16 protein-coding genes are annotated in these 12,871 nt (G+C 49.1%); 6 read left to right on the forward strand and 10 right to left on the reverse strand.

Annotation, left to right across the window (positions count from 1 at the left end; all coding sequences use genetic code 11):
* The first annotated feature begins 134 nt into the window (after positions 1-134).
* The 6 genes from PGR09_RS10515 to PGR09_RS10540 all read left to right on the forward strand — a co-directional run bounded on the left by PGR09_RS10515 (position 135) and on the right by PGR09_RS10540 (position 7,014).
* Complete coding sequence (locus tag PGR09_RS10515) at positions 135-1,901, forward strand: terminase ATPase subunit family protein (protein WP_430916126.1); 1,767 nt, start codon at positions 135-137, stop codon at positions 1,899-1,901.
* Positions 1,901-2,608 (forward strand): terminase large subunit domain-containing protein, encoded by a 708-nt coding sequence (locus tag PGR09_RS10520; RefSeq protein ID WP_430916128.1) that lies wholly within the window; start codon positions 1,901-1,903, stop codon positions 2,606-2,608. The genes PGR09_RS10515 and PGR09_RS10520 overlap by 1 nt, the downstream gene beginning before the upstream one ends.
* Positions 2,605-3,657, forward strand: coding sequence for a phage portal protein (locus PGR09_RS10525; RefSeq protein WP_049045156.1), 1,053 nt, complete (start codon positions 2,605-2,607; stop codon positions 3,655-3,657). The genes PGR09_RS10520 and PGR09_RS10525 overlap by 4 nt, the downstream gene beginning before the upstream one ends.
* A 606-nt stretch (positions 3,658-4,263) precedes the next feature.
* Positions 4,264-5,265 carry a hypothetical protein gene (locus PGR09_RS10530; RefSeq protein ID WP_047079041.1) on the forward strand — a complete coding sequence of 334 codons (1,002 nt, stop codon included), beginning with the start codon at positions 4,264-4,266 and terminating at the stop codon, positions 5,263-5,265.
* Positions 5,265-6,344, forward strand: coding sequence for a hypothetical protein (locus PGR09_RS10535; protein ID WP_001085272.1), 1,080 nt, complete (start codon positions 5,265-5,267; stop codon positions 6,342-6,344). Before PGR09_RS10530 ends, PGR09_RS10535 begins: the two co-directional genes overlap by 1 nt.
* The gene (locus tag PGR09_RS10540) at positions 6,331-7,014 is read left to right on the forward strand and encodes a hypothetical protein (RefSeq protein ID WP_047079042.1); all 684 of its coding nucleotides are present in this window, start codon (positions 6,331-6,333) and stop codon (positions 7,012-7,014) included. The genes PGR09_RS10535 and PGR09_RS10540 overlap by 14 nt, the downstream gene beginning before the upstream one ends.
* Before the next feature lie 93 nt (positions 7,015-7,107).
* Here PGR09_RS10540 and PGR09_RS10545 read toward each other — a convergent pair whose 3' ends face one another.
* From PGR09_RS10545 to PGR09_RS10590, 10 genes are all read right to left on the reverse strand, one after another.
* Positions 7,108-7,341 carry a DinI family protein gene (locus PGR09_RS10545; protein WP_001217561.1) on the reverse strand — a complete coding sequence of 78 codons (234 nt, stop codon included), beginning with the start codon at positions 7,339-7,341 and terminating at the stop codon, positions 7,108-7,110.
* 11 nt (positions 7,342-7,352) lie between these two features.
* Positions 7,353-7,541: a hypothetical protein gene (locus tag PGR09_RS10550; protein ID WP_001154444.1), complete on the reverse strand. Its 189-nt coding sequence runs from the start codon at positions 7,539-7,541 to the stop codon at positions 7,353-7,355.
* 161 nt (positions 7,542-7,702) lie between these two features.
* A complete protein-coding gene (locus PGR09_RS10555; RefSeq protein WP_430916129.1) occupies positions 7,703-10,111 on the reverse strand; it encodes a replication endonuclease in 2,409 nt (802 codons plus the stop codon).
* Entirely contained in the window at positions 10,102-10,962 is an 861-nt protein-coding gene (locus PGR09_RS10560) for a DNA adenine methylase (RefSeq protein WP_430916130.1), read from the reverse strand. Before PGR09_RS10560 ends, PGR09_RS10555 begins: the two co-directional genes overlap by 10 nt.
* Positions 10,959-11,186 (reverse strand): TraR/DksA family transcriptional regulator, encoded by a 228-nt coding sequence (locus PGR09_RS10565; protein ID WP_142426300.1) that lies wholly within the window; start codon positions 11,184-11,186, stop codon positions 10,959-10,961. Before PGR09_RS10565 ends, PGR09_RS10560 begins: the two co-directional genes overlap by 4 nt.
* Positions 11,186-11,419 (reverse strand): DUF2732 family protein, encoded by a 234-nt coding sequence (locus tag PGR09_RS10570; protein WP_001744223.1) that lies wholly within the window; start codon positions 11,417-11,419, stop codon positions 11,186-11,188. Before PGR09_RS10570 ends, PGR09_RS10565 begins: the two co-directional genes overlap by 1 nt.
* A gap of 67 nt (positions 11,420-11,486) precedes the next feature.
* Entirely contained in the window at positions 11,487-11,828 is a 342-nt protein-coding gene (locus tag PGR09_RS10575; RefSeq protein WP_013098807.1) for a DUF5347 domain-containing protein, read from the reverse strand.
* The gene (locus PGR09_RS10580) at positions 11,792-11,992 is read right to left on the reverse strand and encodes a phage filamentation protein Fil family protein (protein ID WP_032413916.1); all 201 of its coding nucleotides are present in this window, start codon (positions 11,990-11,992) and stop codon (positions 11,792-11,794) included. Before PGR09_RS10580 ends, PGR09_RS10575 begins: the two co-directional genes overlap by 37 nt.
* A 7-nt stretch (positions 11,993-11,999) precedes the next feature.
* Positions 12,000-12,509, reverse strand: coding sequence for a phage regulatory CII family protein (locus PGR09_RS10585; protein WP_047049525.1), 510 nt, complete (start codon positions 12,507-12,509; stop codon positions 12,000-12,002).
* Between the two features lie 35 nt (positions 12,510-12,544).
* The gene (locus PGR09_RS10590; protein WP_000102104.1) at positions 12,545-12,784 is read right to left on the reverse strand and encodes a hypothetical protein; all 240 of its coding nucleotides are present in this window, start codon (positions 12,782-12,784) and stop codon (positions 12,545-12,547) included.
* Between the last annotated feature and the right edge of the window lie 87 nt (positions 12,785-12,871).

Raw genomic sequence — 12,871 nt, forward strand, 5'->3', positions numbered from 1 at the left:
TCCGTTAGAAAAAACTTACTGGAGCCTTATGTTTGCGGTGATGGGGGGAGTGAAACAACGCGCGGCACTTGTACGGTCAGCCACACAAACCGCAGCCGGGGAAAGCCGTCAGGCTAGGCCGTATGTTGGGGGCCATGAACACGACACTGACCCCCGCAGACCTCGATCCCCGTCGGCAGGCTATGCTGCTGTACTTTCAGGGATACCGCGTAGCCCGCATTGCTGAAATGCTGGGCGAAAAAGTTGCAACCGTTCACAGCTGGAAGAAGCGCGATAAATGGGGCGAGTATGGGCCGCTGGATCAGATGCAGCTCACCACCGCCGCCCGTTACTGCCAGCTCATCATGAAGGAGCAGAAAGAAGGGAAAGACTTCAAGGAAATTGACCTGCTTGCGCGCCAGTCAGAGCGCCACGCCCGGATCGGTAAGTTTAACGATAGCGGGAACGAAGCAGACTTAAACCCGAAAGTTGCCAACCGTAACAAAGGGCCACGCCGCCAGCCCGAAAAGAATGTTTTCACTGATGAACAGACCGAAAAGCTGGAAGAAATCTTCCGCAACGGCATGTTTGAATATCAGCGCCACTGGTGGCAGGCAGGCGTTAAACACCGCATTCGCAACCTGCTTAAATCACGCCAGATCGGGGCAACATACTTTTTTGCCCGTGAGGCGCTGATTGACGCCATCACCACGGGGCGCAACCAGATTTTTCTCTCAGCCAGTAAGGCACAGGCGCACGTTTTTAAGCAATACATCATCGACTTTGCAAAAGAGGTGGATGTTGAGCTGAAAGGCGACCCGATGACCCTCAGCAACGGCGCGTGCCTGTACTTCCTCGGTACCAACGCCCGCACGGCGCAGAGCTACCACGGCAACCTGTACCTTGATGAATATTTCTGGATACCGAAATTCCAGGAGCTGCGCAAGGTTGCCTCCGGTATGGCCATTCATAAGAAATGGCGACAAACCTACTTTTCCACGCCGTCCAGCCTGACCCACAGCGCCTATCCGTTCTGGTCCGGCGCACTGTTCAACCGGGGCCGCGCCAAAGCGGACAAGGTGGATATTGACCTGACCCACAGCAACCTTGCACGCGGCGTGCTCTGCCCGGACGGACAGTACCGCCAGATCGTCACCGTGGAGGATGCGGTGCGCGGCGGATGTAATCTGTTCGACCTCGACCAGCTGCGCATGGAGTACAGCCCGGACGAATACCAGAACCTGCTGATGTGCGAATTTATTGACGATCTGGCGTCAGTATTCCCGCTCAGCGAGCTGCAGGCGTGCATGGTGGACAGCTGGGAAGTGTGGGCAGATTTTCAGGCGCTGGCGCTGCGCCCGTTTGGCTGGCGCGAAGTCTGGATCGGATACGACCCGGCGAAAGGGACGCAGAACGGTGACAGTGCCGGGTGCGTGGTAGTGGCACCACCAATCGTGCCGGGCGGTAAGTTCCGTATTCTTGAGCGGCATCAGTGGCGCGGGATGGACTTCCGCGCCCAGGCTGACGCCATCAAAAAGCTGACGCAGCAGTACAACGTGACATATATCGGCATCGACTCGACCGGTGTCGGTCACGGTGTCTACGAGAACGTGAAAGCGTTCTTTCCTGCCGTGCGGGAGTTTGTCTACAACCCCAACGTCAAAAACGCCCTGGTACTCAAGGCATACGACATTATCAGCCACCGCCGTCTGGAGTTTGACGCGGGACACACCGACATTGCGCAGTCCTTTATGGCTATCCGCCGCGCCACCACCGCCAGCGGAAACCGCCCTACCTACGAAGCCAGCCGCAGCGAAGAAGCCAGCCACGCAGATTTGGCCTGGGCAACGATGCACGCACTGTTTAACGAACCACTGCAGGGCGAATCCGCCAATACCAGCAACATTGTGGAGATATTCTAATGAACCCGACTTTTATCAACTCTTTTTCAAAGACCTGCATTAAAACCAGAGCTATCCCGTTTAATTACCAGATGGGATGGACCGCAGGTATGCGGGGCAGGAATCGCGTGCTAACAAAAATGAGGCAGTGCGGTGCTGATTGGTTTTTCTCGCTTGAGGCGCTATCTGATGCACTGACTACCGGACGAAACCAGATTTTCCTGGGGTGCGGCGATGCTCAGTCTCAGATTAACAGAGCCTACATCAATGCACTTCTGAATCGGGCCGGACCACAACTGCGAAGCCGCGTATCGTGCATGACAGAATCCCGTCTTGAACTGACCAACGGCGCACATATCTACTTCATCGACCCGGATAGTCTTTGCGCCGCGCTGCATGGAAACGTCTACGCGTCAGAGTATGCCTGGGCAGATTCCCCGAAAAATATGATTTTGCTCGCCAAAAGCCTGTCCATGCACGCCTGCTATCATGCTACCTACTACACCACCCCAAGCCCCAGCCCGGAAGCATGGCAGGAATACAAAAAGCTGATTGCTAGCAACAACACAACCAGAATGATTTTTACGGCTGAAGACGCCGCAACGTCAGGGGCAACGCTCTTTGATGATGAATGGCTGAATACAATGAAAAGCGAATTATCAGCAGCGGACTGGAGAATGATGTTTATGTGCGAATGGCCCCAGGCTGATAAGGAGCAGGTGGCATGAGCAAACGCAAAAACCGGAATAACCGCGCAGCGGTAGATCACAACGCTAAATCAGGCGGCGCGGCGGCGGAAGCATTCAGCTTTGGCGACCCGGTGCCGGTGTTAGACCGTCGAGAATTGCTGGACTACGTGGAATGCGTACAGATGGACCGCTGGTATGAGCCGCCGGTGAGTTTTGACGGGCTGGCGCGAACCTATCGCGCCGCCGTGCACCATAGCTCACCGATTGCCGTAAAGCGTGACATTCTCAGCAGTACCTACATCCCGCACCGCCTGCTCAGCCAGCAGGCTTTTGCCCGTTTCGTCCAAGATTATCTGGTGTTCGGTAACGCCTATCTGGAAAAACGCACCAACCGGCTCGGCGGCGTTCTCTCACTTGAGCCAGCACTGGCGAAGTACACACGGCGAGGTGTGGACCTCGACACCTATTGGTTTGTGCAGTATGGCCTGACCACGCAGCCCTATGAATTTACGCAGGGCAACATCTTTCATCTGCTGGAGCCGGATATTAACCAGGAGATTTACGGGCTGCCCGGCTATCTCTCCGCCATTCCGTCAACCCTGCTCAACGAGTCCGCAACGTTGTTCCGCCGGAAGTATTACATCAATGGCAGCCACGCGGGCTTCATCATGTACATGACCGACGCAGCACAGAATCAGGAGGACGTGAACAACATCCGCCAGGCAATGAAAAGCGCCAAAGGGCCGGGCAACTTCCGTAACCTGTTTATGTACTCTCCCAACGGTAAAAAGGACGGCATCCAGATCATCCCGTTGTCGGAAGTTGCGGCAAAGGATGAGTTTCTGAACATCAAGAACGTGAGCCGCGATGACATGATGGCAGCACACCGCGTACCACCGCAGATGATGGGCATTATTCCCAACAATACAGGCGGCTTTGGTGATGTGGAAAAGGCCAGCCGCGTCTTTGTCCGCAACGAACTGATGCCGCTGCAGAAGCGACTTCAGGAGCTTAACGACTGGCTGGGCGAAGAAGTAATCCGCTTCGAGCCGTACACCTTAGATATTCAGAATGAAAGTCAAAAATAAGTAAATAACTGCGAAATCATGGGGATAGGCCGCCAATTAAGCGGCCTATTTTATTACCAAGTCCTATAGTCCACGTTTAGCCAATCCTTATGCACCACACTTTTTATCATTTGGGGAGCATCTCAAACGGCGACATTTGCGGCAGTACGATTGAGGAATCAATCGCTCACCCTCCACAGTCCTAAAACCAAACACTTCTTCAATTTTGTTCAAATCACCACTTGCAACAACCCCGCAACAGGGGCAAACAGCCTCAATTTGAAATGCCATGTCTATCTCCATTTCACACGATGAATGTAGGGTAATACTTCCCTTCAAATGAAAATGAGACAAGGATCTTGAAACCTCACCTTAACCCGCTTGCGCGCGCTCGTATCCCCGCCACGCCTGCCCGCTTTGTGTAGTGGTTTTCATGCACCTGCATGACATAAGTAAAAGCCCGCCAGAACTGGCGGGACTGAGCAAAAACGATCCTTTTGCGATCATTCATTTTCATGCGCTATAGTCATGCAACAAACGCATACGAACCATATGGTTAGATTACTCATCAAGTCAGGTGGATTTTCAGGCAGATTGCCACAGCAATTGTAAAGGAGCGAGATTGAAATGGGTGGAGAGACTTCAGCTATACAACGAGTCGCGGGTAAGATTTCTAATGATATTTTCTCAGTGTTCAAATGGGATCGTGCCGCTAGAGAGGACATGAATTGGGATTGTTGCCAAGAGGCTCATTCCAAGAAAACGCATCCAAGCGATGTTGTATTTTTCTACATAGACCCATATGAGGAGGAAATGGTCTATCTCAACACAGACCTCAAAAGCTATGCAGAAGGTACTATTGGGAAAAAAATAGTCGAGGGAGCTTTAACATCGCTTGCTTTAGCTACCGAGTGTGCAAATGTGAGTGAAGAATGGCGATTGAAATATGTTCATGATGATTCATTAGGTTATAACGTAAGAGGGTTATTATTCTTATATAACCATGATAATTTATATGATAAAGACTTCTATGAGAATATTACAAAAAAATTAGATCACTCATCTATAAATTGCCCCCCAAACATCAAACTACATTTGCTTGATCCTTATAAAATATCAGATTTGATAAACATATCTTCTGACATAACTAAATTAATTGGTTCAGGCAAACTTCCTCAACCTGATAAGTTCACATATTATTACCCAGATCTTTCCCTAACAAGAATAAAGCACCCTATTAATCAGACAACACCTGCAACAATTGAATTATTAACATCACCCTATATTATAATAAAGCATGAGGCTTTCAGTTGGCTCAGAGATAAAAATCCTGAGGGATATGTTGTTTATTACAATCAACCGGGGGATTCAGTAGACGAATTCGTTTACTTCTTTGATATGTTATCAACTTATCAGATATTAACCGAAGGTAAACCAATCGTATTACGCCATTGTCACATTCACCCAAATGAAAATGCTATTCATCATTTTGAAAGAGCGAAAAAGAAATACAGCACAGACTGGCTCTTAGGCGAGGATGAAAGACTTTTTCTTAAAATTGACTTCGACAAGACAGACAAAATTGTTGTTGAATATAATCTTGAAAAAATCGGCATGGAGCAACGATAATGGCTAAAAAACTATATTTCGCTACTGATAAAAATATTTATGATGCATTACATCATAAAAGGATAACCGCTGCAAAGTTGCATGAATTATTGTTGAATCGAGGAGTGTTTTTATCACCAGAACTCGACAAGGAAATACTAATTGAGGAGATATCCAAACTTCCTCACGGATTTAATGAATTAGAACACATAAAAAAACTGGTCAAAACATATGACCCAAGGGAAAGCACTACTAGTGTGAGCTTCCAAACCTCAACAAATCAGGCCGAATTAAAAAGTGCTGCTGAAGCACTAAAAAAAACATGCTCCCCTAGTAAAGGTCAAAGCCTGAATATTGTAGCTAAAAAAGATGGCTCGCTTACAGTAGAATACAAATATGAAGAAATAGACCTGTCTAAAACTGCATTACGTCAGATCGACAAGCGGAATGTTATAATAGAACTTCGCCCTGGAGCTGACAAAGTTGAAGTACGTATGCCTCAAAACCCCGAGGCAAAAAAAGTTATTGAGAGCTTGCAAAACGAGCTATCTAAAATCAAGTCCGAACCTATCGAGCGCTTCGAAATATCATTGCTAGCAATAACTGATCCTACATTGCGAAGTCAGTTTTTTCAGGAATTAATGAATGGTCTACGTGGTTATGAGACTGATGACGTAACAAAAGTCGAATTAAATCGCAGTACTGATGCTAGTGAGGATGAAGACAAGGAAGAAACTATTGATACCGGATTTGTTAAGAAAGCCGTCCTTAATGGTGAAGGGGTAAATAGTTCAGCTATATTTTCTCAACTACATGAGAAAGGTTATTATATCGGGCGTATTGCATGGTCTTCAAAGCCGACAAGTGGAATTGGAGACAGAATCAACGTCGAAGCGTTTTTCAAAGACTCAGAAAAATGCTGTGACTTTGCCTATCAAATTAAAGGGATAAACAATCAAAAAGAAGACGGTTTCAATGTAACCATTCGCGCGGCAACGGCACAAGAGAAAAAACATATTAGTGAATTAATTGAGTCCGCCGCTGAAAATGCCTATAATATAATAATAGGATCAGAGGTGAACGAAGATGAAAAAGGTTAAATGGCTTAAGTTAAACATACGGCTTGAGTTTGAAACAGCCGTTAGACGTCTTTCTCTTGATTCTTTTACAGAGGATAAAGGGAAAGGGTTCATTTTTGATAAAATACGCCATGATTTTGCAAATGGGCGCTTCGTCGAGCGTATTGTTTATCATGACAAAATATCAAGCTTTGACGGAAGCGAAACTACCGTTGAAAGAATCGAATATCGCACCACAAATTTTAGCGTGGCTTTAGACTCTCTTCCTGTAATGCAGATTACTAACCCACCCAGAACTTTAAAGCCTTTTTCGCAGGCTTTGGTAAAAAATCTTGGCTTAGGTGTTAGTTTGGAAGAAATTGACATAAATCCTATAGACTGGCTTAATGAAATATCTTCAAGTGTAAATATCAATTTAACACAACTTGATATTTCAAGGGTTAGAGTTTCTGATTACGCTACAGCTAAAATGCAAATAATTGGCAGCAGTGATCTTAGGAAGTATTATAAAGAAGAATTAGAGGGTAAAAAAATAAGAATTGACAGGCTTGTTTGCTCTGTTAATTCATTAGAATATTCCGGTAAGCTCAAGATCACCAATAGCGGCCTTGCTTATATTGATGTTAGAAATGAAAATGAGTTTACGAAAATCGTTTTTGATACGTTAAAAAAAGTCACCCTTCAATCATAGATAGCTTATAAGGAGTTACTTCACCTAACGCCTCGCCTTTCGTTGTTCAACCTCGTGGGCGTCAGAATCAAGTTCTGACGCCCACAATGTTTCTTAATGCAGCCAGCTATCGTCCTCCCAGACCTGCTGCATAATCTCCATCACTCGCTTTTTGTCTTCATCCAGTTTTAAGCCGCTCAGCTCAACGCCATTAGCGCTACCTTTGCGGATACGAATTGCTGTTTTGGGATACAAAGGGCGCAAATTACGGTAAAGCTCGGATTCAAGGGCGTCCAGTGTAGCCTGGCTAATCTTCTGCTCTTTATCGATCATTATTTCAATGCGCATACAGATTTACCTTAACTGGTTACATCCATCGACCGGCTGTATTCATGGCTACGAATTTTCGCCATCAACTCGTCAGTCAGTTCTGACACCCACTGGATAGCCAGCCGCTTTTCTTCGTCGCTGCACTCACTAGCCGCTACAAGCTTGATAAAAAAATCAATGCGCTGGAGCTTCAGCGACTCCAAAAGATAATCCTGCATTTTCCCTCCTATCACTACTTCGGATACATATTAACTGTATATATATCCACTGTTTATAATTACAGTATAATAGGAAATGTAAAATGTAAAACTGTTTTTTGTCAGTCAATTGGATAGATCTGATGAGGATCAATAAGAGCAAGAATTGTTAAAGCTTGGCATCAGTACCACTGACGCCATTTGTCATCTTCCTGCAGCCGATGGTTGCGGTAAAAAATACGCAGTCCGGCACCTGACGGGATACTGCCGCCGCGCAGAAGCAAATCAATCTCTGATTCGCTGCCATCGAACCCTCTGGAACTCAGCTCTGCCTCAAGCTGCAGGCGCTGCTGAACCGAAATATTCTGTTTATAGGCTTTTTTCCGCTTCGGTTTTACCAGCCTTAGCCTGGCTGTCAGCTCCCGCCGTTCCTTCTGGCCCATGCTGTGGAGATATTCCTGCAACTCCTTCTCATCCATGGTTTTAACATCGGGTAAATCACCCCCTGATTTGTTCAGATTTTCAACAGGGGGACAGTTATTGCCACGAGTCCAAGGGGCGCAAGCGCCCTGGTCGGCTCTCGCCTCCTGAACGTCAACGGCCTTACGAACCTTTTTCCACTTCACCGCGTGCGTGCAAATCTTGCCCTCTGCAATCGGGGACCAGATGCCATAGATACGGATACCGTGATCGCCGTAGGCGCTCGGTTCTTCGTTAAGCTCATAGGCCGTGCGGACAAGGTGATGTTTGCGGGGAACCAGCACACCGCCCTGCTTCATGATGTAGGTGGCAAAGCAGCCCGCATCAGCCGCCGCCAGTACCGCATCCAGACGCGGGTTATCCAGTACCGGCGCGCCCGCTTTGCGTTCACCCTGCACTCTTGCCGCCTGACCAGCCAGCAAGCGCAGCTCGCGGTATGCCTGACGCCCCGGAATACCAAAGAAACGGAACTGCTGGACACGATGCAGTGACGCCCAGGCGCTGACATGCTCGGCGCTGTCACGCAGTGATCTGCCGGTTTCTTTGCTGATTTCTTTAGCCAGCCCGCGCCCGTCGATATTTTTGCTGATGTATTTGGCGATATAGCTGGTCGGCGTACCCTTACGCGGGTTGATAAGCTCGGACTTGAAGCGCGGCCCGGTATTGGTGCCCAGCTCCTCGCGGTCTTCACGGATGGCAAACTTACGCAGCAGTGCGGTGATGGAACGGCGGTCTTTTTTGCGCATGAAGCACAACAGATGCCAGTGCACGGTGCCGTCGTGGTGCGGCTCTGCCACCCGGACGCCATACCAGCGCAGCCCGGCCTTGTGCATTGCCTTGCGGAAAGCGGCGAAGGTATCAACCAGATAATCACTGCTCTGCCGGACTGTGGCGCAGGTCCATTTCGGATTAGGTCTGCCGTTGTTGAGGGTTGCGTGGAAGCGTGACGGGCAGGTGATGGTATAGAACACCGCACAGTCGCCGCGCATTTCCGCTATCAGCTCCAGCCCCTTAACACAGGCCATCATTTCATTACGGCGGTGTGCCGGGTTGCTGTTGCTGGCGTTCACCACGTCTTCCATGTCCAGCGTGTCGCCGTCTTCGTTGACCAGCTCATGCGAGCGGAAGAACTCCAGCGATTTGCGGCGCTGCTCGCGTTTATGGATCACGGCCTCATAGCTGACATACGGGGACGCTTTTTTGTTGACTAGGCAGACGGCGCGCAGCTGTTCCTCCCGCCATTCGCAACGCATCTGCCACAGTTTGCTATACCACCAGTCCGCGCACATCATGCGTAAAAGCGAAGGTGGGATCAGCTCATAAGGTACAGGCTTACGGCGGCGCTTCTTCCTGCGCAGCTTCTCAAATGCTGGCGGGATAACGTCAAGCCGCAAGACTTCTGCAGCCATCCTTTCCCATGCCTGGCGGATTTCTTCTGGTTTAACATCGTCGCTGACAAACAGATCACCGCATGCCGTATCAAGACACATACTCATATGTGTCGCTACCAGCGTTGAAAGGCGCTTGACCTGCTCCTGATTCATTTCAGGCAGTACCAGCAGCCCCTCCAACCCGTCGTGGCTCGCCATGAACCGGAAAGACGCAGACACCTGGCTGTCACGCACGCGCTCCAGCCGCTCAAGACAAGGCCTGATGGTTTCACGCAGGTAGCGGGAAAAGGCTTTTGCTCTGCCCAGACTATGGAAATACTTAATCCGCTCCAGCAAAGGCTTGCTGATATGGGTCGGCATGGCATTAACGTCAGCCAGAATGACCAGATCGGGATTAAAACTCTGCTGCTCGCGCGCCATTTTGGCATGACTAATCAGCCGGTCCTGCTCCATTTCACGCTGGACAGGATCACGGGATTCATTGAAGAAATAGCGTTCCCAGACCTCATCGCTCAGCGCCTCACGGCGCAGCTGCTCCTGCTCGTTATCCGCAGCGTAAAGAGCGATCAGGTTTGAAAGCGCAGACTCCGGCGCAACCTCCGCCGGGTCCAGATAGGGATTAACCGCTTTTTTAGGGTTATTCCATGAAAAGGCCACGGCGGACTCATTCGAGCCGCCGGTGGTTGGTGCATTATGTAATGTGATTTTACTCACTGCCACGCCCGCACCTCAGTTTCCACCGAGATATCTGGACCGGACGCCAGATCGACACCAAACCAGCCTGCTGATTTTGTGGCGATGATTTCAGCTGCAGATTTACTCTCACCGGCAGCCACACCCATGCTGCGCTTTGCAGTGATGCGATGGCGGGTAAAATTACGATAAAGCGAACGGGTCAGGGACGTGTCGCTGTTGGACACGATAACCGGATGACCTTCTGATGACCGGCGCTCAAGAATAGACACCAGATGATACTGATCGTCCTCTGTAAAACCGGCAGTGTGATAACCGCTAAATGTGCCATCGTATGGCGGATCACAATAAACAACATCACCAGCCTGCAGCAGCGCCAGGGTTTCATCATAACTGGCACAAATAAACGTTGCGCGTTGAGCCTTTTCTGCAAAAGCGAGTATTTCACTTTCAGGAAAATAAGGACTTTTATAGTTACCGTATGGAGCGTTAAACTGCCCTTTCTGGTTATAACGGCATAATCCACGATAACAATGGCGATTAAGATAAAGAAACATAGCTGCGCGCCATTCTGCGGGAAAGTGGCGATCACAATTAAATTCCTTACGTATACCGTAATAATCTTCTGCGGTGTTATTCTTATCAAATAACCCTTTCGCAATAGTAATTAGTAATTCACACTCGTTTTTAATGACGCTGTAAAGGCTGATTAGGTCAGGGTTAATATCTGCGACAAGATAATGAGGATAGTCTGTCGCCATCATCACAGCGCACGAACCCGCGAAAGGTTCAACCAGTCGCGGGCCAGCAGGAAGGTGCTTAATCAGTTCCGGCATGATGGCGGTTTTATTTCCCGCCCATTTCAGGATAGTGCTCATACAACACCTCCGTTGTAGTGTTTGCCTTTCCGTTCTGCGATTTCCTGACAAGTGACGCAGCACTGCACGCCCGGAATGGCGCGGCGGCGAGCTGGCGGGATCGGTGCATCGCAATCAATGCAGAGAACACGGGAAACGCCCGGCGCTTTATTGCGGGCGGTGTGGATGTGGCGCTGGCGTTCTTCTTCAACGCGCTGCTGTACGAGGTCCATTGAATCAGCCATCAGTGGATCTCCTGCGCTTCATTCTGAATCTTCACAGCTTCCTGACGCAGCAGCTCAGCCGCTTCCGTGTGGTTAAGCTGACGTGACACGATACGAGCAGCTAAAGAATCCAGACGCGCAGCCATCACATCTGCGCGTCCCCGGCGTTCTTCTTTGCGTGCCTCAGTCAGCAACAGGTTGAGTCCAGCATCATCTGGTCCGGTTTTAGTGGTACGGGTTTCAATATTTCGCATCGTTCGTTCTCCTTAATTTGGGCAAAAGAATGCCCGGCGGGTTTACGCCATTAATTTCTGTTGTGGATTAATTCGGCATGGTTAGCCGTTTGGGAAATAAGCTCACCACTGCACGAAAATGATTCATTGCTTTCACCAGTTCCCGCTTTTCGTCAGTAGTCAGATCACTAATATTGACGCCGTGACGTTCTGCCGGAATTTTTGCCATATAAAAAATGGCTGCCAGTGCCCGCTCATTCTGTTTATTATTTACGTCGCGTGGATCGCGCATATCTTTAATAAACCTTTCAAGCTCCGGCTCAATATTCAGACCAAACACTTTAGCCCTCAATTCCGCAATATGGTTCAGTCCATCCAGGCGTTTACCGGGGCTTAATGGAACAGTCGCCGTAGCGCCTTCAATAGCCATGATTTCCCCTGTTTGGTTGTGGACAGATCAGCCAGCAGTTCATCCTGAGAGCGGCACGGGTGCCAGCGTTTGCCATCCTTCCCCATGATCCAGCCATGACCGTAGTGCATTGCCGGGCTTTGCTTTAGGAGAAGTGACGCGAAAGATGGTTCTTTAGTCAGCATAACCACCTCAGATCAGACCGAACGAAGCGCCGAGGCCCGTCACGGTGTCCACCGCGCTTGCCATCGCCGGGTTAGCCTGTAAACGCGCCTGCATCGAAACTGCAGCCAGTGCCATCAGACGAGTAACAGAGTTAATACTGCTAATAACATCGCGGCGGCCTGCGGTAGTTTTCACATCACCCGATACGGCACCGGCAGCAACACGTCCGATTTCCGCAGTAGCGCTCATGACGTAATGAGGTAGCTTCTCTTTTGCTACTTCGTTCAGCGGCACGCAAGGCAGGCAATGAATTTGGGCAAGGAAGCCATCAACCAACGTGGAATCCTCAGTGATATCCGTCAGCAGCCAGATCTCCGGCGGTGTCAGTTGGTGCGGCTGGTCCGGGTTCAGCTTGTTGCGCAGCGTCTGGACATTCATTCCGGCGCGTTCTGCCAGTTTCGCCATGTTGTGACGTAGTGCGAAAGCCCGGCAGGCTTCGTCAAAGTGTGGATGTTTGGAAATCTTATAATCAAACATGTAACCCCCTTAGAAAGTTCTCATAATTGAACTTACTAACCAACAATGACGCGGAAGTTGGAGTGACCGAGGGATTCACGAACTTGGTCAGTTTTGTACATCAGGTAGCGCAGACTTACGCGACCTTTGTTTTTTTCTTTTTTGACCATGTACTTGGCAAGCTGACCATGGTGAATTTTCTGATAAACAGAGCCACGGGAGATACCTTCCCATTCAGCGAACTCTGCAGGCGTAGCCATCTCTTTTGGTACACGAATTGAAATATCAGTGCTCATAGTGCAATATCTCTCGGTTAAGGTTTGGTTTACGTCGTTTTATCTTGTTTTATTTAATTCAATAATTGATACATCGAGATACTACGA

This window comes from Klebsiella sp. 141251, from assembly GCF_050600725.1.
GTDB classification, from domain to species: domain Bacteria; phylum Pseudomonadota; class Gammaproteobacteria; order Enterobacterales; family Enterobacteriaceae; genus Klebsiella; species Klebsiella aerogenes.